Genomic DNA, 24,955 nt, shown 5'->3' with positions numbered 1-24,955 from the left:
CATGACAAAAATAATTCAAAACGTTCAACTAGTAAACCAATCAGGTGAATTAGAAACTACTTCTGTTGTAGTTAAAGAAGGGATAATAACAGAAATCCACCCTACTCCAACTTTAGCAGAGGCACAAGTAATCGATGGTAAAGGAATGTTACTCTCATCAGGTTTTATTGACGTACATGTGCATCTACGTGAGCCAGGTGGTGAACAAAAAGAAACGATTGAAACTGGTACAAAAGCTGCTGCAAAGGGTGGATATACAACTATCTGTGCAATGCCTAATACTCGTCCAGTCCCAGATACAGCTGAAAACTTCTCACATGTACTAAACTTAGTAGAAAAAAATGCACTTGTAAGAGTGCTTCCATATGCTTCAATTACAATACGCCAAGCTGGTAAAGAACGCACAGATATTGCTTCACTTAAAGAGCTTGGGGCATTTGCTTTAACCGATGACGGCGTGGGAGTACAGACGGCGGGGACAATGCTAGAAGCAATGCAAGAAGCAGCAAAGTACCATATTCCTGTAGTAGCACACTGTGAGGATAATTCACTTTTATATGGTGGAGTAATGCATAAAGGGAAACGAAATGAAGAGCTTGGATTAAAAGGAATCCACTCTGTTTCAGAATCAGTACATATTGCGAGAGATATATTACTAGGTGAAGCTGCAGGTGCACATTATCACGTATGCCATGTTAGTACTAAGGAATCTGTTCGAGTGATACGAGACGCAAAGAAGGCAGGCATCCATGTAACGGCAGAAGTAAGTCCTCACCATTTAATACTTTGTGAGGAAGATATTCCATCCAATGATGCAACTTGGAAGATGAATCCCCCCTTAAGAGGAAGGGACGATATGATGGCATTGCGTGAGGGACTATTAGATGGAACATTAGATTTTATTGCGACAGATCATGCACCTCACACAGAGGAGGAAAAAGCACTAGGATTTGAAAAGGCTCCATTTGGAATCGTTGGATTAGAAACGGCTTTTCCATTGTTGTATACACATTTTGTGAAAACTGGAGAATGGACGTTAAAGCAACTTTTAGATTTCTTAACAATCAAACCGGCGAACGTATTTGGCTTTGAATTTGGCAAGTTAGAGATTGGAGCTCCAGCAGATCTAGTATTGATAGATTTAAATAAAGAACAAAAAATAGAAAAAGAAGCATTCTTATCTAAAGGGAAGAATACACCATTTGATGGCTGGGTTTGTGCAGGTTGGCCACAAGTTACTATCTTTAACGGAGAAATCGTATGGCAGGAGGAACAAGCATGAAAACTAGATATTTAATATTAGAGGACGGTTCGGTATTTAAGGGGAATGCTTTTGGAAGCGAAAAAGGAACTGTTGGTGAGGTTATTTTCACTACAGCAATGACAGGCTATCAGGAATCTATTTCGGATCCATCCAATTGTAGTCAAATTCTGACTTTCACGTATCCTATGGTTGGTAACTACGGTATAAATCCAGATGATTTTGAAGCTATTGAAATAGGCTTGTCAGGAATCGTTGTTCGTGAATTGGCGGAGCATCCATCTAACTTTCGCAACCAAAGTACATTAGATGAATTTTTAACAGAAAAAAATGTACCAGGAATTGAAGGAATAGATACGCGTAAGCTAACACGCATTATTCGAAAGCATGGTTCACTCAAGGGTAAGATGACAAACGCTGGAGAAGAAGTAAATGTGGGAGAAATTGTAGCAATACTAAAAGCTACTGAAATACCTAAAAACGTAGTCGAGCAGTCATCTATTACTAGACCGTATCCAAGTCCTGGACGTGGAAAACGAGTAGTATTAGTAGATTTTGGCATGAAGCATGGTATTTTAAGAGAGCTAAACAAGCGTGACTGTGACGTGATTGTAGTACCTTTCAACACATCAGCAAAAGAAATTCTAGCAATGCGTCCCGATGGGGTCATGTTATCTAACGGACCTGGGGACCCAACAGATATACCAGAAGCAATTGAGATGGTAAAGGACTTAATCGGTAACGTCCCGATCTTTGGAGTTTGTCTTGGTCATCAGTTAATTTCTCTAGCGAGTGGTGCCACTTCATTTAAATTAAAATTCGGTCATCGAGGTGGGAATCATCCAGTAAAAGACTTAACTACTGGAAGAACTGAGCTAACTTCTCAAAACCATGGCTATGCGATTGATGCAGATTCTATATCCAATACTGACCTTGAAATTACTCATGTAGCTTTAAATGATGGAACAGTTGAAGGTGTAAGACATAAAACATATCCAGTCTTCTGTGTACAGTTCCACCCGGAAGGTTCATGTGGACCAGAGGATTCCACACACTTATTTGATCAATTTATAGAGTTAATGAATAAAGAAAGCAAAAAGGAGACTTCACATGCCTAAACGTAAAGATATAGAAACTATTTTAGTAATCGGATCTGGTCCAATTGTAATCGGTCAAGCTGCAGAGTTTGACTATGCGGGGACACAAGCATGTATTTCCCTAAAAGAAGAAGGCTATAAAGTAATACTAGTTAACTCCAATCCCGCAACTATTATGACAGATACGGAAATTGCGGACAAAGTATATATTGAGCCAATAACTCTTCCATTCGTAAGTAAGATTATCCGTAAAGAGCGCCCAGATGCAATACTTCCGACATTAGGGGGTCAAACTGGCTTAAACATGGCTATTCAGCTAGATGAATCTGGCATATTAGACGAGTTAGGGATAGAAATTCTTGGTACGAAGCTAGAGGCAATTCACAAAGCAGAGGACCGGGATTTGTTCAGAACATTAATGAATGAACTGAACGAGCCAGTACCTGAAAGTGACATTATCCACAATCTTGAGGAAGCAAAAACCTTTGTGGAGCGTATTGGATACCCAGTAATCGTAAGACCAGCATTCACATTAGGTGGAACTGGAGGGGGTATTTGCCATAATGATGCAGACCTAGTCGAAATCGTTACAAGTGGTTTAAAGTATAGTCCCGTGACTCAATGTCTATTGGAGAAATCCATTGCGGGCTATAAAGAAATAGAATATGAGGTAATGAGAGATTCAGCTGACAATGCAATCGTCGTATGTAATATGGAAAACGTAGACCCAGTAGGGATTCATACTGGAGATTCAATTGTAGTGGCTCCGACGCAAACATTATCTGATCGTGAAAACCAAATGCTTCGAAATGTATCCTTAAAGATTATTCGTGCTTTAAAAATAGAAGGTGGATGTAACGTACAACTTGCTTTAGATCCACATAGCTTCAATTACTATATTATTGAGGTTAATCCACGTGTAAGCCGTTCATCTGCGCTTGCTTCAAAGGCGACAGGTTATCCAATTGCAAAGCTCGCAGCAAAAATAGCGGTAGGACTTACATTAGATGAAATGATGAATCCTGTTACGGGAAAAACATACGCTTGCTTCGAGCCAGCTTTAGATTATATTGTAGCGAAAATACCTAGATGGCCTTTTGACAAATTTGAATCAGCTAAACGTAATCTTGGCACCCAAATGAAGGCAACAGGAGAAGTAATGTCCCTTGGACGTACTTTTGAAGAAGCAATTCTAAAATCAGTTCGTTCTTTGGAAACAGGTCACTTTCATCTTGAAATGAAAAATAGCGATTCTATTACAGATGAATGGATTGCTAAGAGAATTCGCCGCGCAGGAGATGAGCGCTTATTCTTTATCGGTGAAGCGTTACGCCGTGGAGTGACAATCGAGCAAATTCATGCGTGGAGTCAAATTGATTTATTTTTCTTAAATAAATTACAAAATATCGTTAAATACGAAAAGGTAATTCAAGATAATCCTTTCAATAAGGAAATTTTATATAAAGCAAAGAGAATGGGCTTTGCAGACAAAACAATCGCAAAATATTGGAATGTGAAAGAGATAGAAGTATATAACTTTAAAAAGGAAAGCGATATTGTCCCAGTTTATAAAATGGTAGATACATGTGCTGGAGAGTTTGAATCAGAAACGCCTTATTTCTATGGAACGTATGAAGAGGAAAATGAATCTATTCGTACGGATAAAGAAAGCGTGATTGTGCTTGGTTCTGGTCCAATTAGAATCGGGCAAGGTGTAGAATTCGACTATGCAACTGTTCACTCTGTATGGGCGATAAAAGAAGCCGGTTATGAAGCAATTATTATCAATAACAATCCAGAGACAGTTTCGACTGATTTCTCTATTTCAGATAAATTATACTTTGAACCGTTAACTGTGGAAGACGTTATGCATATCGTGGATCTTGAGCAGCCAAAAGGTGTAGTTGTACAGTTTGGTGGTCAAACAGCGATAAACCTAGCAGAAGCATTAGAAGAAAGAGGAGTAAAAATATTAGGTACTACTTTAGAGGATATCGATCGAGCAGAAAACCGTAATAAATTTGAATCTGCTCTTCACGAAATTGGAATACCTCAACCACTAGGTAAAACTGCAGTATCTGTAGAAGAAGCAATTGAAATTGCTAATGAAATTGGTTACCCGGTATTAGTGAGACCTTCTTACGTACTTGGTGGACGCGCAATGCAAATCGTTTATAACGAAGATGAGATTAAGCACTATATGGAAAATGCTGTAGAAGCAAGCCCTGAAAAGCCGGTTCTAATCGACCGTTATTTAACAGGAACAGAGGTTGAAGTAGATGCAATCTGTGATGGAGAGAATGTCTTAATACCAGGTATTATGGAGCATATTGAGCGAGCTGGAGTCCATTCAGGCGATTCTATTGCCGTATATCCACCACAAAAGTTATCTCAAAAACATATAGACACCCTGGTTGACTACACAACAAGGCTTGCTAGAGGCTTAAAAATCGTAGGTCTGATGAATATTCAATATGTAATTTCTAAAGATGAGGTTTATGTGATTGAGGTAAACCCACGCTCAAGCCGTACAGTACCATTTTTAAGTAAAATAACCTCTATACCAATGGCAAACATTGCAACAAAAGCGATTCTAGGACACTCTATTGTTGAGCAGGGATACAAAACAGGACTGGCACCAAATAGTCCAGAAGTATTCGTAAAAGTACCAGTTTTCAGTTTTGCTAAGCTTCGTAGAGTTGATATTACACTCGGACCTGAGATGAAATCAACAGGAGAGGTAATGGGGAAAGACATAACACTAGAAAAAGCACTTTATAAAGGCTTAGTGGCAGCAGGTATGGAAATTAAAGATCATGGATCTGTACTAATGACTATTTCTGACAAAGATAAAGAGGAAGCAACAGATATTGCTAAACGTTTTCACGCAATTGGATTCCGTATCATTGCGACAGAAGGGACGGCAAAAGCGATTCTATCTGCAGGTATTCCAGTAGATATAGTAGACAAAATTGGCTCGAAGGGCACTACTTTATTAGATGTGATACAAAAAGGGGAAGCTCAATTTGTTATTAACACTTTGACGAAAGGAATGCAGCCAGAGCGTGATGGCTTCCGTATTCGAAGAGAGTCAGTCGAAAATGGAATACCTTGCTTAACTTCATTAGATACTGCAGAAGCTATGGTTCGAGTAATTGAGTCGATGAGTTTTTCTACAGATACGATGAAATTACAGGAGGTTCGCGCATGATTAGACAAGAGCAAATGTGCGTTGTACATCAGCAAAAGATAGCAACGAACATTTTCGAGCTTACCTTAAAAGGACAGCTCGTGCAGGATATGAAACAGCCAGGCCAATTTGTTCATATACGAGTGTCTAATCAAATGGAACCTTTATTGCGTAGACCAATTAGTATTAGTTCTATAAACAATGAAGCTTTAGAGTTTACAATGATTTATCGTGCAGAGGGAAGTGGAACAGTTCTACTTTCGAAGAAAAAACCAGGGGATATTGTAGATGTGCTTGGTCCCTTAGGTCAAGGTTTTCCTGTAGATAAAATTACAGCTGGAGAGAAAGCTCTGCTAGTAGGTGGGGGTATTGGTGTTCCACCTCTTTATGAACTGTCCAAAAGACTGGTGGAAAGAGGTGTGCAACCCATCCATGTATTGGGCTTTCAATCGCTAGATGTTGTTTTTTATGAGGAGCTGTTTAAACAACTAGGTGAAACTTATATAGTAACAGTAGACGGAAGCTATGGACATAAAGGATTTGTCACAAACGTTTTAGACAAAATTGCTGACGACTTTGTCATGTATTATAGCTGCGGTCCAACTCCTATGCTTGCAGCACTTGAAAAAATGTATCCACATAAAGAAGGCTATCTTTCTTTTGAGCAACGTATGGGCTGCGGTATCGGAGCATGCTTTGCTTGTGTATGCGAAACAACGGAAAAAACGGATGTTGACTATTTGAAGGTTTGTTCTGATGGTCCAGTCTTCCAGTCAGGAGTGATTCGAGTATGAACAGATTAGCGGTAGAGTTACCAGGTCTGTCGTTAAAAAATCCAATAATGCCGGCTTCAGGGTGCTTCGGATTTGGTAAAGAGTATGCACAGCTTTATGATTTGTCTAAATTAGGTGCAATTATGATTAAAGCTACCACACTAGAAACTAGACTAGGAAATCCCACTCCTCGTGTCGCAGAAACTCCTGCGGGAATGCTTAATGCAATTGGATTACAAAACCCTGGTCTTACAAAGGTAATGGCAAATGAGCTTCCTTGGTTAGAGCAATTTGATGTACCCATTATCGCAAATGTTGCTGGTACCTTAACGGAGGATTACGTTGCAGTTGCGGAAGCTATTTCCAAAGCTCCAAATGTGCATGCACTTGAGTTGAATATATCATGTCCAAACGTTAAACAAGGTGGAATAACGTTTGGTACAGACCCTCAAATAGCAGAAGAGCTGACAAAAGCAGTTAAAGCAGTATCTTCTGTAGCTGTGTATGTGAAGCTGTCTCCGAATGTCACAAACGTTGTAGAAATTGCCAAAGCTGTGGAAGCCGGTGGTGCAGATGGTATAACAATGATTAATACTTTACTTGGTTTACGGTTGGATACTCGAACGGGACGTCCTGTTATTGCTAATGTAACAGGCGGTCTCTCTGGCCCTGCTATTAAGCCTGTTGCATTACGCATGGTGTATGACGTTGCTAATCAAGTCTCACTACCTATTATCGGAATGGGAGGGGTATCTAACATAGATGATGTTATTGACTTCTTATCTGCAGGGGCAAGCGCAGTAGCTATTGGAACAGCTAACTTTGTTGATCCATTCATTTGTCCGTCGTTAATCGAGCAGTTACCTGATAAGCTTGACGAGCTAGGGTATGAAACAGTAACCGATTTAGTTGGAAGGAGCCATCGATTATGATAAACAATCCGATTATTGCATTAGACTTTGCTTCTGCTGAGGAAGTGTACAGTTTTTTAACCCCCTTTAACGAACCTCTCTTTGTTAAGGTAGGAATGGAACTTTATATGCAGGAAGGTCCAGCTATAGTTTATAAGCTGAAGGAAATGGGGCATGATGTATTTCTAGATTTGAAGCTACATGATATTCCAAACACAGTTGGCCAAGCTATGAAAGGACTAGCTCGTTTAGGAGTCGATCTTATCAATGTTCATGCTGCTGGAGGAGAGGCAATGATGATTAAAGCTCGTGAAGGACTGGAAGCGGGAACCCTAGCTGGAAAAATGAGACCTGCTATTATCGGCGTTACTCAGTTAACCTCTACATCAGAGCAACAAATGCAGGAGGAGCAGCTTATCCATACTTCTTTGGAGGAATCTGTTCTTCATTATGCTAGGCTTTCAAAAAAAGCGGGATTAGATGGAGTGGTATGCTCTGTGCTCGAGGCAGGAAAAATAGTTGAATCTTGTGGGGAAGGCTTTTTACGAGTGACACCAGGTATACGACTTTCTTCTGGAGAAGCACACGACCAGGTAAGAGTGGCAACTCCCTCTATTGCTAGAAAGCAAGGCTCTTCTCACATTGTAGTTGGACGTGCTATCACAAAGGCAGATAATCCAGTTGAGGCTTACAAAACTATCTTTAATATGTGGGAGGAATACGCATGAAACTTGATCATAAAATTGCAAAGGCACTACTTGAGGTAGGAGCAGTAGAGTTACAGCCAAACAACCTTTTTACTTGGGCTTCAGGCATTAAATCGCCTATCTATTGTGATAATCGTATAACTATGTCTTCTCCAGCCATTCGGAAAGAAATTGCAAATGGCCTTGCAGAAGCCATTAACAACAATTTCCCAGGGACAGAAGCAGTAGCGGGAACTGCCACAGCTGGTATTCCTCATGCTGCATGGGTAAGTGATGTGTTAGACCTTCCTATGCTGTACGTACGGTCGAAGGCAAAGGAACATGGTAGAGGAAACCAAATTGAAGGAAAAGTAGTACCTGGTCAAAGGGTAGTAGTCATTGAGGATTTAATATCCACAGGTGGAAGTAGCTTAACAGCTGTAGAAGCGTTAAGAAAATCAGGATTAGAAGTACTTGGAGTTGTAAGTATTTTTACATATGGACTTCCGAAGGCAGAGGATTCGTTTAATGAAGCAGGTATTAACTTTATTAGCTTGACTAATTATGATGCTTTAGTTGATGCAGCATATGAGGCAGACACAATTACGGAGGCAGATATTCCTATGCTTTCTAAATGGCATAATGATTTAAAGCACGGCTTGTTGAAATAACTTACTTCCCCGGAAATGTTAGAGGTTTGTAAAACATTCCGGGGTTTTAATGTTAAGTATTATTGTTATATTTAAATGGGAAATTAAGTACTAATAAGTTTTAACAAAAAAAACCTCTGTAATTGACCTTCACAAGAAGCGATATCTTTACAATTTTCGCTTCCATATTAAGAAAGCTTTAGATTAACCGCAAGTTTCATCGCTACTCAGATAATTGTTTTATCCACCTTTAAAAATAATTACATTCTTTTACCCAACTTGTTATAAAGACCTTAAGTACTAAAGATGACATATTCCATATTATGGATTAAAATTGGTGAACTTAACTTAAGTTTATTATTATTTAATAGGTAAAAAAACATAAGAAAGCCAAGACATACGAGAAGGAATATGTTATATTTTTAATAATATTAAAAATAATTCAAACAAAGGATGTCGCAATTATGTCAAACACAAAAATATTAAAATGGGTTACAGGAGGATTGGAGGCACTTTTAGGGATACCAGTTCTAGGTGGAATTATAATCATGAGCTTTCTCTGGATACCTTTGGTAATTATGTTGGCTTTGCATATCGTTACCCTTATCATAACGAAAAAAGAGGGAGGGGAAACTACGACTGGGAGTATTCTGGGAATAGTAACCTCTTGTATCGGCTTTATACCTATTGTTGGAATGATAATGCATATTATAACAGCCGTCATATTAATGCTTGAAGCGTCTAAGCCAGATGTTCACAAAGAAAGCATGTTCAACGAAGAGTTTTAAAAATATAAATAAAGACATACACTTAGCTTAGAGAAGGTGTATGTCTTTATTTGTTTATCCTAAACCCTAAAAATCAAGTGGAAAGAGGTGATGAATAGAGAATTTCCTTTCCCGGACTCTTATGGGCATATATATAACCCCTAAAGCTTTTATATGTATTGGAGATATAATTACTTATAAATGTACAAAAATAGGGTTATGTTAGCTGGAGGACTATAAAAAGACGTACTAAAAGTATTCCCCCAAGTTTTGTTTATAGAATTTTTATTGCTTTCTTCTTAAACCAGTAGTATTTATCAAAAAAATAATCCTTAATAAATTGTCCAATTTGTTCTTCATTAAGAAGATAACAGAAGGAGTTTTAGTATGATACGTGGCAGGAAGACTAAATGGGCTATTCCAATTTTAGCGATAATCAGTATTGAAATATTTTACATTATTATTCTCATAACCGGTTCATCAATTAGTAATGTCTTTTGGGAAGGAACCTATATGCCAACATTACTTTCCTTCATTCCCCTTGCATTAATCCTTATTATTTATTTTTCGTGGATGAAAAAATGGAGCTTTTATGGATTTAATCTCCAACTTAAAAGTGAAAGTCTCGTCTTTTTTTTACCACTTATTTTAGTAATCGTTATATTAAGCAATCAAGATTTTTCTAAAGAATCATTTTTAATGACCACTTTCCTTATTGCTTATGCTATATTAATCAGCTTTGTGTTACTAGGCATATTTATTGGGATAGTGGTTACCACTTTATTACCTTTAGGCAACATAGCTGCCATCTTAGCTTCAGGAATATTGTATTCACAAGATGGATGGTTTCTTCTCCTAACAGGCAACAATCTGACTGAGACGAGTGTTCATATTGTTTTATGCTTTTTGTTAGGCATTGTGCTGGCTCAAGTATTTGTAATCACTCGAAATTTATATCCTTTATTTGTATTTCAAAGTTTATTTTCCTTGATTAATACAATGGGTATAGAATCTTTCAATTTGTGGAGAGAGGGACTGGTTATATCATTCCTAGCTGTAACAGTGATTTTTCTATGCTTTTCTATTAGAAAAGATGAGAGTCTTGTAAGTCGATCATTCAATGAATCAACATTATGAATTGTAAAGAGAAAAGAGATGAAAAATCATTTCTTTTCCTTCTCTTATTGGAGGGCAATTTTGTTTTCGATAGCCTTACGATTGTAAGATTAGCGATTTAACATTTAACTATACTATACCTTGCTAATTTGCATTTTATTTAGTACAAAAAAAGAAGGCTCGAGACATTTAGTCCAAGCCCCCATAAGTAAGGAAGTTATTTAGTATAATTATCAAAGTAGCCCTGAATATATATCATTGGAGTACCCTTATCTCCACTACCTGAGGTTAAATCAGAAAGCGATCCAATAAGGTCTGTTAATCTTCTAGGAGTAGTGCCTTGCGCCTCCATTGCACCAACGAGATCATCACCTTTGTTGTTAATATGCTCGGTAATTGCTTTTTTCAGTTCTTCGCCTCTCAAATGTGCAAAATTATTATCGGCAAGATATTTTAATTTTACTTCGTTTGGTGTCCCTTCTAATCCAGCAGTAAAGGCAGGTGAAACTACTGGATCAGCAAGCTCCCAAATATGTCCGACCGGATCTTTAAATGCTCCGTCTCCGTATACCATTACTTCCACATGTTTACCTGTTTTTTCTTTAAGCATATCTTGAATATTATCAACAATTGGTTGGCAATTACGCGGGAATAACTTCACACTATCTTCAGTGGATTTGTTGGACCCAAGTAAACCATATTCTTCATTAAAGCCACTTCCATCTACTGACTCAGAGAGTAGGTTATCCAGGCTATAAATTTTTTCTCCGCCATTGGCTTTAAGGATTTTTTTCGTTCTAAATCTCGAATGAATATCACAAGTTAGTACGTTCTTAGTATAATCCAAAATAGATTTCGGGTTGTTAGAGAATATTACTTCACATTCAACTCCATATTCTTCTATTAGAGCTTTATAGTAAGCGATGTAATCTACTCCAGTAAAAGGATGTAGCTTATAACCAAAGTGGTCACGGAATTGTTTTTCTGTAAGAACATCAGTCCAAGGGTTAACTCCCTTTTCATCTAACTCATCGATATCTACTAGATGATTACCGACTTCATCTGAGGGGTAGCTAAGCATCAAAACAATTTTCCTCGTACCTTTTGCTATACCACGTAGAACGACTGCGAAACGGTTACGACTTAGAATAGGGAAAATAACACCCAGTGTGTCGTCTCCAAATTTTGAATGAACATCTTTTGCAATTTGGTCAATGCTTGCATAATTTCCTTGAGCACGTGCAACGATCGATTCAGTCACTGTCACGATATCTTGATCGTTAATAGAAAAACCTTCCACTTCTGAAGCTTTTAAAACGCTATCTACTACAATCTCTTCAATATTGTCACCTTTATTTATAATAGGGCCACGAAGACCTCTAACAACTGTACCAACTACTCTTTCCAAATTGAACGCTCCTTCAACTGTAATATATATATTATTTCCACTTGTAATATTACTCAATACAATGATATAAGTAAAATTAATATATATAATAATAGATATAAGAGGTGCTTATATGTCAGAGAAACTGGATCTATATAAAATATTTTGTGTGGTTAGTAAAAATAGTAGCTTCTCAAAGGCTGCAAAAGATTTGTTTATGACACAACCAGCAATTAGCCAAGCAATTATGCAACTTGAAAGAGAACTAGACACAAGGTTGTTTTATCGAACAACTAAGGGAGTAACTCTGACAACAGAAGGCTCTGTATTGTTTGAATATGCTAGCTCTGCCTTGAAACTAATTGATACAGGGGAGGAAAAAATACTAGAATTTAAAAATCTAACTGCAGGGGAGCTTAAAATTGGAGTAGGAGATACAATTTCACGATTTTTCTTGCTCCCTTACTTAGAAGAATTTCATAATAAATATCCTAGTATTAAATTTACAATTGTGAATGGTACAACAACAGAGCTTTGCGCCATCTTAAAAGCAGGCGAGGTGGATATTGCTTTTTGCAATTTTCCAGTAGAGGACGATAGTCTTGGACAAAGACCTTGCTTAGAGGTGCAGGACATTTTTGTTTATGGGGAAAAGTTTAATAAAGTCTTGTCAAAGCCAATTAGTTTAAATGAGCTAGTAAAATTACCTTTAATATTTCTCGAGTCAAAATCTATTTCTAGACGATATGTAGAAGATTATATGCTCTCAAAAGGAGTAAAAATTTCTCCCGAGTTTGAATTGGGTTCTCATGATTTATTATTAGAATTTGCTAAAATAAACCTAGGTATTGCTTGTGTGACTAAACAATTTGCTAAAGAATATTTAAATAAGGGAATATTAAAAGAAGTGCAATTAAAAGAGGACATACCTAAAAGAAATATAGGGGTATGCTTTTTAAAAAGAGTACCCCTATCAACAGCTGCCACAAAATTTGTCGACTTAATCGAATAGGATAGATAAAAGAGGCTAGTACAAAACTTGTCTTTTAAATTCAAAACCCCCGGAAATTTTATCATTCGTAAAATTTTCGGGGGTTTTGTTTTTTTATCCACTTCGTAGCAATTTTTGCTCTTTTCACTAGACATCTGATTCATTAAATAAAATTAAATTAGTTTTATCAACAAATAGACGCCTTTAAAAATAGACTGAATGCCTTTAAAGAAACAAAAATAATTTTAAATTTCAGAAAAAAATAGACATGTTAGGTTATCTTACATTATAATAATGTATTATTAAAAAGGAGGAATTGAATGGTTAAATTTACAGCTATGTTATCGATCATCCCAAAAGCCTTGCAAGTTTTTTTAAATCTCTGTTTAGTCCTCTTGGCATTTATATTAGCATTTTTGCTAATGAAGGAACTTACAATTTTTATCCAAATGTTAGTCACCGTAGGTACCAGCGACTATAAAATGTTCCTTGCTAACATCCTCATATTCTTTTTATATTTTGAGTTCATCACCATGATTGTGAAGTATTTCAAAGAAGACTACCACTTTCCTCTCAGGTATTTTTTATACGTAGGTATTACCGCTATGATTCGCCTCATTATTGTAGAACATGATCACCCTATTGATACACTTCTTTACTCGCTAGTTATACTCATTTTAATTGTAGGATATTTTATTATGAATATCACTCCTTTGGAAAGACCGAATAATCCGTGGTTTATAAAAAAAGGAGAAGAAGGGAGAGTTGTTGGGCTAGAGGGTAAAAATGAAGGTGCTTGATAGCAGTCACCTTGAGTCTATTATTTTTTTCATTAAAAAAGACAAAGACAGTTGAACAACAGGGCTTCCTTTTGATCAACTAGCTTTGTCTAAATTTGTAAGGTATTAGGTGTTTGAGTTTTTCTTAAGAATAAATTTAGTAGACTATACCATTGCGTGTATGGGTTTTGTTAAAATCCTCATCAGATGGGTCAAAGTAATCTTCACTAAAGCTTGCTATAAATTTGTTTTCTTTAATATAGCCAGCCCCCCAGGTTGGATCCATAGTTAACCAGCGGTCATCCACCCTTGCCTCAACCCAAGCGTGCCTATCAGTTGTGTATCCTTCTACAAAGCGAGCCTCAATATTGACTGCTCTTAAAAGGGCAATTGTTAAATAGGCATAGTCTTGACAAACTCCAGTTTTTAACTCCAGCGTTTTTAAAGCACTATCATCCCAATTAAAATCTTCATTTTGAAATTTAGTAAAGTCGTAGGAAATATTGTTTGCAACAAAGTCATAGATGGCTTTTGTTTTATCTCTTTCGGAAATTTTGTCTTTTATGAGATTGTTTGCTAGTTCAATAATTTGAGGTGAATCTGATTCTACTCCTCTAGAAGGAAGGATATCTCGTTTATCTTGTTCTATAGTTGAAAGTACTTCAAATTTTGCTACCTCATAGTATCTAAAAAAGTTATTCTTTGTGCTAGTGATTTCAGGAACGCTAATAGAAATCTCATATTTTCCAGGACCAAACCTCAAGTAAAAAGAATGATCAAATGCATAATTACTAATAGGAATTACTTCTAAGGCTAGGTCTTCTCCTTTTTTAGTTTGTACATAGAGGTGAGTTGTTTCCGCTGATAGTAACGCTTCTGGATCGATAAAACCTTTTATATGAAATTTATGCTCGCTAACGCTACTAGCATAGATGGGCTCTAATAGATTAACTCCTCGTTCGGTATATAGGGAGGAGTAATGAATAGGCTCCATTTCTTCAATAGATGTATTTTCTATGAGTAAATCTGTTGCAGTTTTGTAATAGTTTTCTTTATCTGAATCAGGAATCATTACCTCTAGAGTATGTAATCCTTGACCATATAAAAGGGGAATCTTAGTAGTAAAAGTTCCATTTTTAACAGGAATCACTTTGCTCCATATCTGGCCATCCTTAGTCAACCGAACCATAATATCCTGGTAACCTGCGGCTTTCAGGATTTCCCCATTCAATGTAAATACACCATCTTCTTCTACTACATAACTAACCTTGGTATCAAGACCTAGCCCAGCTTCTAAACCAAGTGGTGTATAAGTAACGTCTCTTATCCTTTCTGGGTTGATATTAATAACCTCAAAGTTTGCTGTATCATAATAATAGTTTTCTCGCTCAGTGCTAGGGACTTGAACTTTTATTTTATATGTTCCTTCTCCGTTAAAAAAATGAACTGTTTGATTAAATTCCCCATCATTAATAGGAACGAAATAATTCTGTTCTTTTCCTGCAACTCCTACTTTTTCTGCTTGGATGTTAATCCATATATAGTGTGATTTTAAGTCATCTATTTTATCTATTTTCCCAGCAATGGTGATTTCTCCATTAGCAGAAAATTTCTTGTATTTTGGTTCAGAAAAAGTAATACCAAGCTCGCTTGCATTAGGGGATGTGATATCAAGCGGGAGAAGGTTTATGCTTTTGTTTTTTTCTTCTACTATCGCTTCATAATCATCTTCTTGCATAGCTATAGGCACAATATTGGTCTGCTCTTTTGTTAAGGGTTTTTCAAGGGAGATGGAATCTTTATTGCAAGCTGTTAGAAAACATAGTAGGTAAAGTAGGGAAATTCGCGCTATCCAAGGCTTCATAGACTTCCTCCTTTCATTTTTAGATAACTTCTTCTCATAACCATTCTCTCATAAAAATTGGAAAAAGAGAGGATTATTTTAATCTCATTTATTCAAACACTAATTGAACTTATTTAAAATTATATGCGTGTTAAATGTGCCCGCTTCTTGAGCAGGGAGAAAAATCATACCAACTCATGTGAAGTTCTACAAATTCGTTTAGCTCACTGAGGAAAGACGTATAGATCAATTAGCTAGACACTTAATAATTCAAATTTAATTATTAAGTACTACTTAAGAATTGGGTTAAATGTGAGTATATACCTTTTAAACCATAAAATATTGACAAAAATATGAACAAAAGATTAAAAATTATTTAAAAATTTATGAAATAGATTGGTATATATAAACAAAAAGAAATTGTAGAGGTATACTTATTGTGAATTAATTCACATTGTTTGATGATATATAGTTCTTCCTAGTTTACTAAGTAACCAAGAAAGGTAGAGATAACCTAACTGAAATGCATTTTTAATATCCTTTCGGAAGAAATTTAACAGTTAATAGTGCATATGCAAGGAATGACAATATCTGTTACACCGAGAGAGGCATAGTAGTTTACAGTAAAAAAATTAAGAATTTTATTGCAGCTAATTAGATCTTTGTATGAGTCGGAAAACGACAGTCAAATTTGCTTAGAAAGCATCGTATAAAAATGAATTCTATTAGCAAAATAAGTAACGATAACTAGCATGGATTCTCGAAGGGTCATATTAATGGATTAGGTAAGATGTTTGAAGAATCACAGTAATAGAAAGTGTACTCCTATAGTTTGCAAAATAAAACTATATAAAAAATTTTAAGATATATTCTATTTTACAATAATATTCTATAGAAATAGAGGAGGAATTGTAATGAAAAAGAATAAAACGTTTTTTATTCTCCTAGCTTTTGCAGTATTTTTAATTATTGTATTATTACCCACTCCTGAAGGACTTCCGGTTGCAGGGCAGAGAGCTCTAGCGATTCTTGCATTGGCGGTAATTCTATGGGTAACGGAAGCCGTATCGTTTCCAGTGAGTGCGGCAATAATCATTGTACTTATTTCTGTATTCATCGGTCTAGCACCAACCATCGATGATCCTTCAATAGATTACACAACTTCAGGTGCTTTAAAGTTAGCATTAGGAGGTTTTAGCTCCTCGGCTGTCGGCCTAGTTGCTGGAGCAACATTCATAGCTGCAGCAATGGAGCTTACTGGATTACATAAACGTTTAGCACTGTTCATCATGTCTAAGGTAGGTACAAAAACAAAAAGCCTAGTTTTTGGAACAATAGTTGTAAGTATCGTGCTAGCGTTATTTGTTCCAAGTGCTACAGCTCGGGCAGGTACTATCTTGCCTATTCTATTAGGGGTAGTCGCTGCCTTCAACCTACCTAAAACAAGTAGACTTTCTGCCCTATTAGTAGTCACAGCAGTTCAGTCTATTTCTATCTGGAACATAGGGATTAAAACAGCAGCCGCTCAAAACATGGTCGCTCTAGGATTCATTGAAGAAAACTTTGGTATCAATATTACTTGGGGTCAATGGTTTATATATGCTGGGCCGTGGTCAATTTTAATGTCTTTCGTATTATTCTTCATCATGAACAAGCTTATTAAACCGGAGCTATCTGAATTAGAAAATGGCGATGTAGTCATTAAAAATCAATTAAAAGAATTAGGTCAAATAACTGGTAAAGAAAAACGGTTAATCATTATTTCAATTGCTTTATTAATTCTTTGGGCAACTGAAGGCATACTTCACCCACTAGATTCAACGACTGTTACATTTATAGCTGTAATGGTTATGCTCTTGCCGGGTATTGGAATTTTCACTTGGAAAGAAGTCCAAAATAAGATTCCTTGGGGAACTCTAGTAGTATTCGCAGTTGGAATCTCTATGGGAACAGTACTTTTACAAACAGAAGGTGCATCTTGGTTATCTGAAAATACATTAGAGGCAGTCGGGTTAACAGAAATGCCACTTATTTTCATTATCATGGTTCTCTCACTGTTTAATATATTGATTCACCTAGGTTTTGCAAGCGCAACAAGCTTAGCTTCGGCGTTTATCCCTATCGTTATTGCGTTGGTGGTTTCAATGCAACCTACTTCGTTTAACGGTCCAGGTCTAGTATTGATCCAGCAATTTGTTGTTTGCTTTGGTTTTTTGCTTCCAGTAAGTGCGCCTCAAAACATGCTCGCATATGGTACTGGAGCATTTACAACAAAAGACCTTTTAAAATCTGGGCTACCAATTACTATTATTGGGTACGCATTAATCATTATCTTCAGTATGACTTATTGGCAATGGGTGGGACTACTTTAAGACGAGGTACGTTACGAACTAAAAAGATTAGGATGTGTTAGTAAAATGAAAAGTAATTTATATCCGTGGAATGAATTTCAAGGTCCCAATTTGGCCTACCTTTTAGAACAGTATGATCTATATTTAAATTCTCCTGAAAATGTTTCAGAGGATATAGCGAATCTCTTTAAACAATACGGGGCACCGGTCGATTCTTTAAACAAAAATGAAGCGGTTGTAGGAAGAGGGAGTTCGGAAAACCTAGAAAAGATTCTTCGAGCTATTGAATTAGCAGATTCCATTCGAAGACATGGACACCACAACGCTAATATTTATCCGCTTAATAACGGCATGAAGGACCCTTCTAGAATTGATATGCAAGGATATGGTCTTTCTGAACAGGACCTTATGGAAGTACCAGCTGTACTAATAATATCTAATCCTCCTGGTGACATAGTTAATGGTCTACAAGCTATAAATTATTTAAAGTCTATATACACAGATAATATAGCATTTGAAATTAGGCATATAGTTAACTCTGAGGAACGACAATGGCTTCAAAATAAAATTGAAGGAAATGCTATCAAGGCAAATCTTTCCACTGGGGAAAAGAAAGAACTTTTGAAGCGTTTAACCAAAATTGAGGGCTTTGAAAAATTCATACATCGTACGTTTGTAGGTGCTAAACGGTTCTCTATAGAAGGATTAGATTCCTTGGTGGTCTTAATTGATGAATTAGTATCTCAAGCAAATCTAACCAATACAAAGCAGATTAATATTGGAATGGCACACCGTGGTCGATTAAATGTACTAACACATGTTTTGAAAAAACCTTATGAAATGATGTTCGCTGAATTTGCCCACGTTCCATCTGAATCTTTTTTACCAAAAGATGGTTCATTGGAGATTTCAGAGGGTTGGTATGGAGATGTGAAATATCATAAAGGGGCAACCTATCATTCAGGTGATGGAATGACCATTAAACTTGCCTATAACCCATCCCATCTCGAAGTTGTAAGTCCAGTAGTAACTGGTCAAACACGAGCAGCTCAGGAAGTGAAAAATGTTCCTGGCTATCCAGAGCAAGACAAAAACGCGGCTTTCGCAATTTTAATACATGGAGATGCAGCTTTTCCAGGACAAGGAGTTGTAACTGAGGTACTAAATTATAGTCGTGTGCGCGGTTTTCAAACAGGGGGCTCTATTCATATTATAGCTAATAATATGATTGGATTTACGACAGAGCAATACGATTCACGCTCCACTAACTATTCTTCTGACCCTGCTAAAGGATTTGAAGTTCCGGTTATTCATGTAAATGCGGATAATCCTGAAGCGGTTATAGGAGTAGCTCAACTTGCGTTTGAATATCGTAGACAATTTGGCAAGGATATAGTTATTGACCTCATTGGTTATCGTCGTTATGGGCACAATGAGATGGATGAGCCTTCGGTAACTAATCCAATGATGTACCATATAGTCCATAAGCATCCTACTGCAAGAAAAATTTATGGAGATCAGCTTGTAGAAGAGAAGGTAATTGAATCGACTGAAGTAGATGCACTAGATGAAATGATCTTAGAGGAAATGCAACAGGCATATGATCGTGTCAAAGAGTTACCTCAAACAACTGCACATGAAGTGATTATTCCAGAAGCAGTGTTAACTGGTTATCCCAAATTTACAACAGGAGTAGAGGGTGAAAAGTTAAGAAAGGTTAATGAGGAACTTTTAACTTGGACAAAAGAATTTACTCCATTTAAAAAGCTTGAGAAAATATTGAAACGCCGAGAAGAGCCTTTTACTAGCAATGGTAAAATTGACTGGGGGCATGCGGAAACACTTGCATTTGCCACAATCTTGCAAGAAGGGATTTCCGTGCGTTTATCCGGACAAGACGCTCAACGTGGAACGTTCTCTCATAGACATTTAGTTTTACATGATGAAAAAAATGGTGAAGAATTAATTCCTATGCATTTTATTGACAGTTCAAATGCATCCTTCGTTGTCTATAATAGCCCATTAACCGAATCAGCTATTTTAGGCTATGAGTTTGGATACAGCCTAGAGGACAAAAATACTTTGACAATTTGGGAAGCGCAATACGGGGATTTTGCAAATATGGCCCAAGTAATGTTTGATAACTTTATTAGCTCCGCACGAGCTAAGTGGGGGTTAAAATCAGGGCTTGTTATGTTGCTGCCACACGGTGCTGAAGGGCAAGGAGCAGAGCATACAAGTGCAAGGTTAGAACGTTATTTACAGCTTTCTGCTGAAAATAACTGGACAGTGGCTAATCTTTCGAGTGCAGCAAACTACTTCCATATATTGCGCAGACAAGCGGCATCATTAAATGAAGAGTTTGTTCGTCCGTTATTAATCGTTTCACCAAAATCTCTGTTACGAAATCCTTTAGTAGGTGCTGATGTATCAGATTTGACTGAAGGAAGTTTCCAAGTTGTGATTGAACAGTCTGGTCTTGGTGGACAACCTGAAAAAGTAAAAAAAATCGTCTTTGCAAGTGGTAAATTAGCAATTGATTTAGCGGAAAAAGTAAAGGACAGCTCTGAATTTAATTATTTGCATATTATTCGCGTGGAGCAGTTTTATCCTTTCCCAAAAGAAGAAATTACTGATATTGTGAAACGTTACCCTAATGTAGAACAACTCACTTGGGCACAAGAAGAACCTGAAAACATGGGATCTTGGAATTATGCTCTTCCGTATTTGTTGCATATAGCAGATGGAAGAAACATTGTTTATACAGGACGAGTTCATCGTGCGAGTCCCGCCGAGGGTGATGCAGATACTTATAAAGTAGAACAGGCAAGAATTATAGAAGAAGCATTGAAAGGCTTGTAAGCAACTAAGAGGAGGAAGTTTAAGTGGCTGAAATTATTGTTCCGGAACTAGCAGAGTCTATTACAGAGGGCACTATCGCTCAGTGGTTAAAAAAACCAGGTGATACTGTTGAAAAAGGTGAGTTCATTGTTGAGCTTGAGACAGATAAGGTAAATGTTGAGGTTATTTCGGAGGAAGCAGGAGTAGTTAGTGAGCTATTATTTGGTGAAGGAGATACAGTGCAAGTAGGAGAAGTTATTGCGATTGTTGGTGAAGGATCTGGAGCTCCTGCTTCACAACCTAAAAATGAGGAAGTGAAAGTAGAAGAGAAAGCACCAGAAATACCTAAGGCAGAAAATGCACCGATTACTAATACAGAAGGGACCTCTGATCATCAAGGTCGACCAATTGCTAGTCCTGCTGCACGAAAACTTGCAAGAGAAAAAGGTATTGACTTAAATGATGTATCACCTGTCGATCCAATGGGACGGGTTCGTGTACAAGATGTATCTGCTCATGGTTCAAAACAAACAACAGAGTCGCCTAAATTAGCATCTGCTCCTGTTAATGAAAATGATGGGCGTACCACTCGCGAAAAAATGTCTCGTCGACGCCAAACCATTGCTTCACGTTTGTTAGAAGTTAGACAAAGCACTGCAATGCTAACGACGTTTAATGAAATCGATATGACGAATGTTATGGCTTTACGCTCTCGTAAAAAAGATAAATTCTTTGAGGATAACGATGTTCGTTTAGGATTTATGTCATTTTTCACAAAAGCTGTAGTTGCTGCTCTTAAAAAATATCCTTATGTCAATTCTCAACTCGATGGAGAATATATTGTCAAAAACAACTTCTATGATATCGGTATTGCTGTATCTACAGAGGGAGGTCTTGTAGTACCTATCGTCCGTGATGCAGATCGCAAAAATTTTGCGGAAATTGAAGGAGATATTGCTGGCCTTGCTAAAAAAGCTCGAGATAACAAGCTAGCTCTTTCTGACATGACTGGAGGCTCCTTTACCATAACAAATGGTGGTGTATTTGGTTCACTCATGTCGACGCCAATCTTAAATGGGACTCAGGTTGGTATTTTAGGTATGCATACGATACAAAAACGTCCGGTAGCTGTGGGTCTCGAAATAGAAATTCGTCCAATGATGTATGTGGCTTTGTCTTATGATCATCGCGTAATTGACGGAAAGGATTCCGTGGGGTTTTTAAAAACCGTAAAAGAGCTACTGGAAAACCCGGAGGATTTAATGCTTGAATCCTAACAAATCTAGATGGGACAATAAAAGGAATTATAAAGTTAACTCAGCTAGAAATAATTTGAAAAATAGAATTTAAACATTTTCCAAGGAATGGTATTCAATAAATAACCTTGTTAATTCCTAATGGAAAAGTGATTCAAACAACACAAAAGCTTACTGGATAGATTGTATAATCCAGTAAGCTTTTTTTATTATTAAGAAACCGTAAATCTTATAAAGAAGTAACGAAGCGATAGAGTTATTATTTTCTGGGAAATACTTTTGCGTAACGGATAATTGAAATGATATGAATTACCCTGTATTTAAGTGGTGACACATTAAATTTTATTTCAAGGGACATTTCATGTCTGATGGTAGGGATCTTTTAGATAAAAAGATTTAGGATTAAGGTGGATATGTGAAAGGCACTGAGATACATTTCATATGTCTGTTCTAATTCCAATAAATTTGCATGCACCTCTCAACTATTCTTCTTTAAATTGGAGTTGTTTGTCATGTCATCTTTAAAAAAAGCTTAAAGTAGTTATTAGCCTTGTGTGCAAGGAAAAGGGAAGGATTTATTCATAAATCGTATTCACAAGTCTATGTTACATATATTCACACAAAATAAATTAAATTCAGAAAACTATATTGACATTCGTTATAAAACCAGTAAAATAAAAATATAAATAATTTATGTTATATTTCCTAACATAATTAAGGGAATAAACATAACATGAATAAAAGGGGGAGTTAGAATGGAAGATGTAATGTATTTGATGAACAGCTTATGGACCATGGTTGCTGCAATTTTAGTTATTTTTATGATTGGTGGATTTATACTTTTAGAAGCTGGTTCAACAAGAATGAAGAATGCTGGTCACGTTGCTGGTAAAACAATTTTTACATTCGGCTTGGCTTCATTAATATTTTGGGCCGTCGGATATGGATTTATATTTGGAGGAAATGCTAACTTTTTTGTAGGAATGACTGATTTCTTCTATGGTGGTGGAGTACAGGAGGGAGCGAGCGTTTCTCCGACTGTCTTTTTTGTCTTTCAATTAGCGTTTGCTGGGATTGCAGTTACCATTGCTCTTGGTGGTTTTGCAGAGCGTGCAAAATTATCTGCGTATGTTATTTTTACCATTCTATTTGGCATAATCGTTTATCCGGTAATCGCTCATTGGGTATGGGGAGGCGGATGGCTAGCGGAGCATGGTAAGCAAGATTTTGCTGGATCTACAGTAGTTCATTTAACAGGTGCAGCGGCAGCACTTGCTGCAACAATGATTCTTAAGCCTAGAATTGGAAAATATAATAAAGATGGCTCTGCCAATAATTTAGCGGGTCATAACCAAGTGTATACTGCATTAGGTGTATTGATCCTATGGGTTGGCTGGTTTGGTTTTAATGCAGGCAGTACTGTTTCTGTAGATGCGGCATTCTTTGGGTATGTAGCCTTAAATACAGCACTTGCAGCTGGTGCAGGAGCTGTAGCGGCGACATTTATATCGTGGGTAGCTTTAGGGAAATCGGATATACCGACTATTTTAAACGGTGCTTTAGCTGGGTTGGTTGCTATTACTGCGTCGTGTGCTTTTGTAGATGTATGGGCGTCGGTTGTGATTGGTTTAATCGCTGGCGTTTTAGTATTCTATAGTGCACGATTCTTTGAAAAGAGAAAAATTGACGATCCAATATATGCTCTTTCGGTTCATGGAACTGCTGGTATTTGGGGAACTTTATCAACGGGTTTCTTTGCTACAACAGAACTTGCGACTACTGGTAAACCAGGTTTATTTTATGGAGGTGGGATTGACCAATTATTAGTCCAATTAATGGGAGTAGCGGCGTGTGGAGCATTCGCATTTGCCGTGTCATATGCTATCCTATTTATAATGAAAAAAGTCATGGGTGGTATTCGAGTGACTGAAGAAGAAGAAATTATGGGCTTAGACATGAGCGAGCATGGAAACTATGGTTATCCAGAGCAAATGGTTTTAGAGGAAGCAAAAGGCACTAATTGATTCGAATAAAATAGAAACAAAAGCCTCTGGTTCAGAGGCTTTTTGCTTAAAGGGAGTGTGGTCGTGGAAACATATGAATCCATAAGAGAATGGAAGGACCGGCAAATAATGTCCTATTTGAAAGATACCATTTCTCTCAATGTTTTTCATGATCAAGTAATGCACAAAGTAATGGATGTTGCTAAAACCACGGCAGGAATACCTCCTTGTGATTTTACTTGGTTTATCACGGGTAGTGGTGGGAGAAAAGAGCAAGGCTTGATCAGTGACCAAGACCATGGAATTGTATACGAATGGTCGAGTGAAAAGAATGATGCTTATTTTAAAACACTGGGAGATGAGCTTGCGCTTGGACTGAACGCAGTGGGTTATCCTTATTGTAAAGGGAATGTTATGAGTTCCAATCCTATGTGGTGCAAATCGTTTGAGCAGTGGCAAGAACAATTGGGTGAATGGTTGAGTGATGAAGGATGGGAAGCTATTAGATATCTACAAATATTCTTTGATGCAAGAGCATTGTACGGCAATCAAAGTTATACACAACAATTAAAATCTATTATTTGTGAATTCATACGGCAACATCCATCTACTCTCCCTCGCTTTTCTTCCAATATAAAGTATATAAAAAATGTGATTGGTCCTGTCGGTCAAATATTGGTAGAAAGACATGGACCCTATCAAGGAAATGTGAATTTTAAGTACGCGGCTTTTTTGCCATATGTAAACGCAGTGCGCTTATTGTCGATAAAGGAAGGTGTTTTGGAGACCTCTACTTTAAAAAGGATAAATCAATTGACTAGGTTAAATGATTATAAAAAAATGCTTCAAAATTGTGAAAAAAATTTCATAGAGTTATTAATATACCGGATGATTTTACTCCAAAAAGAAAATTATGAGGATACTCATTACTTAAATATAAACAACTTGAACAAGGAACAACTGCAAAATATGAAAAGAATATTAAAGGATGGAAAAAGGCTACATTCGGAAGTAATTGAACTAACTAGTATAAGTTAAAGAAACAAAGGGTGT

Annotated in this window: 18 protein-coding genes; 16 read left to right on the top strand and 2 right to left on the bottom strand. The window is 36.9% G+C overall.

Annotated elements, in window-relative coordinates:
- Position 1 precedes the first annotated feature (1 nt).
- The 9 genes from H9650_RS01490 (at position 2) to H9650_RS01450 (ending at position 10,472) form a co-directional block, all read left to right on the top strand.
- On the top strand, positions 2-1,282 hold the full coding sequence (locus H9650_RS01490) for a dihydroorotase (RefSeq protein WP_191696406.1): 1,281 nt from the start codon (positions 2-4) through the stop codon (positions 1,280-1,282).
- The gene (locus H9650_RS01485; protein ID WP_191696405.1) at positions 1,279-2,379 is read left to right on the top strand and encodes a carbamoyl phosphate synthase small subunit; all 1,101 of its coding nucleotides are present in this window, start codon (positions 1,279-1,281) and stop codon (positions 2,377-2,379) included. Before H9650_RS01490 ends, H9650_RS01485 begins: the two co-directional genes overlap by 4 nt.
- On the top strand, positions 2,372-5,569 hold the full coding sequence (gene carB, locus H9650_RS01480; RefSeq protein ID WP_191696404.1) for a carbamoyl-phosphate synthase large subunit: 3,198 nt from the start codon (positions 2,372-2,374) through the stop codon (positions 5,567-5,569). Before H9650_RS01485 ends, carB begins: the two co-directional genes overlap by 8 nt.
- A complete protein-coding gene (locus H9650_RS01475) occupies positions 5,566-6,342 on the top strand; it encodes a dihydroorotate dehydrogenase electron transfer subunit (protein WP_191696403.1) in 777 nt (258 codons plus the stop codon). The genes carB and H9650_RS01475 overlap by 4 nt, the downstream gene beginning before the upstream one ends.
- A complete protein-coding gene (locus tag H9650_RS01470) occupies positions 6,339-7,253 on the top strand; it encodes a dihydroorotate dehydrogenase (RefSeq protein WP_191696402.1) in 915 nt (304 codons plus the stop codon). The genes H9650_RS01475 and H9650_RS01470 overlap by 4 nt, the downstream gene beginning before the upstream one ends.
- Positions 7,250-7,960, top strand: coding sequence for an orotidine-5'-phosphate decarboxylase (gene pyrF / locus H9650_RS01465; protein ID WP_144537986.1), 711 nt, complete (start codon positions 7,250-7,252; stop codon positions 7,958-7,960). The genes H9650_RS01470 and pyrF overlap by 4 nt, the downstream gene beginning before the upstream one ends.
- A complete protein-coding gene (gene pyrE, locus H9650_RS01460; RefSeq protein ID WP_144537987.1) occupies positions 7,957-8,589 on the top strand; it encodes an orotate phosphoribosyltransferase in 633 nt (210 codons plus the stop codon). The genes pyrF and pyrE overlap by 4 nt, the downstream gene beginning before the upstream one ends.
- Before the next feature lie 443 nt (positions 8,590-9,032).
- The gene (locus H9650_RS01455; protein WP_144537988.1) at positions 9,033-9,356 is read left to right on the top strand and encodes a hypothetical protein; all 324 of its coding nucleotides are present in this window, start codon (positions 9,033-9,035) and stop codon (positions 9,354-9,356) included.
- Positions 9,357-9,722: 366 nt separating this feature from the next.
- Positions 9,723-10,472, top strand: coding sequence for a hypothetical protein (locus tag H9650_RS01450; protein ID WP_144537989.1), 750 nt, complete (start codon positions 9,723-9,725; stop codon positions 10,470-10,472).
- A 196-nt stretch (positions 10,473-10,668) separates the two neighbouring features.
- On the opposite strand, the gene H9650_RS01445 is transcribed toward H9650_RS01450, so the two are convergent.
- The gene (locus H9650_RS01445; protein WP_144537990.1) at positions 10,669-11,859 is read right to left on the bottom strand and encodes a coenzyme F420-0:L-glutamate ligase; all 1,191 of its coding nucleotides are present in this window, start codon (positions 11,857-11,859) and stop codon (positions 10,669-10,671) included.
- Positions 11,860-11,971: 112 nt separating this feature from the next.
- Here H9650_RS01445 and H9650_RS01440 point away from each other — a divergent pair, with 112 nt between their 5' ends.
- Together H9650_RS01440 and psiE are read left to right on the top strand one after the other, a co-directional pair.
- A complete protein-coding gene (locus tag H9650_RS01440; RefSeq protein WP_144537991.1) occupies positions 11,972-12,850 on the top strand; it encodes a LysR family transcriptional regulator in 879 nt (292 codons plus the stop codon).
- A 299-nt stretch (positions 12,851-13,149) separates the two neighbouring features.
- Positions 13,150-13,629, top strand: a complete 480-nt coding sequence (gene psiE, locus H9650_RS01435; RefSeq protein WP_144537992.1) for a phosphate-starvation-inducible protein PsiE — start codon at positions 13,150-13,152, stop codon at positions 13,627-13,629.
- 136 nt (positions 13,630-13,765) lie between these two features.
- Here the strand turns inward: psiE and H9650_RS01430 are convergent, their stop codons facing one another.
- Entirely contained in the window at positions 13,766-15,472 is a 1,707-nt protein-coding gene (locus H9650_RS01430) for a transglutaminase domain-containing protein (protein ID WP_191696401.1), read from the bottom strand.
- 893 nt (positions 15,473-16,365) lie between these two features.
- Between H9650_RS01430 and H9650_RS01425 the strand changes: the two genes are divergently transcribed.
- The 5 genes from H9650_RS01425 (at position 16,366) to H9650_RS01405 (ending at position 24,940) form a co-directional block, all read left to right on the top strand.
- Positions 16,366-17,823: a DASS family sodium-coupled anion symporter gene (locus H9650_RS01425; RefSeq protein WP_144537994.1), complete on the top strand. Its 1,458-nt coding sequence runs from the start codon at positions 16,366-16,368 to the stop codon at positions 17,821-17,823.
- Between the two features lie 45 nt (positions 17,824-17,868).
- Positions 17,869-20,664 carry a 2-oxoglutarate dehydrogenase E1 component gene (locus H9650_RS01420; RefSeq protein ID WP_191696400.1) on the top strand — a complete coding sequence of 932 codons (2,796 nt, stop codon included), beginning with the start codon at positions 17,869-17,871 and terminating at the stop codon, positions 20,662-20,664.
- 23 nt (positions 20,665-20,687) lie between these two features.
- Positions 20,688-21,920, top strand: coding sequence for a 2-oxoglutarate dehydrogenase complex dihydrolipoyllysine-residue succinyltransferase (gene odhB / locus H9650_RS01415; RefSeq protein WP_151110617.1), 1,233 nt, complete (start codon positions 20,688-20,690; stop codon positions 21,918-21,920).
- Between the two features lie 734 nt (positions 21,921-22,654).
- Positions 22,655-23,923 (top strand): ammonium transporter, encoded by a 1,269-nt coding sequence (locus tag H9650_RS01410; RefSeq protein ID WP_144537997.1) that lies wholly within the window; start codon positions 22,655-22,657, stop codon positions 23,921-23,923.
- Between the two features lie 63 nt (positions 23,924-23,986).
- Entirely contained in the window at positions 23,987-24,940 is a 954-nt protein-coding gene (locus tag H9650_RS01405) for a DUF294 nucleotidyltransferase-like domain-containing protein (RefSeq protein WP_318245376.1), read from the top strand.
- Positions 24,941-24,955 lie beyond the last annotated feature (15 nt).

Origin of the sequence: Psychrobacillus faecigallinarum (genome assembly GCF_014836595.1) — a bacterium.
Lineage (GTDB): Bacteria > Bacillota > Bacilli > Bacillales_A > Planococcaceae > Psychrobacillus > Psychrobacillus faecigallinarum.
Note: the sequence above shows the minus strand (reverse complement) of the source record. Positions and strands in the feature narration are given on the sequence as shown.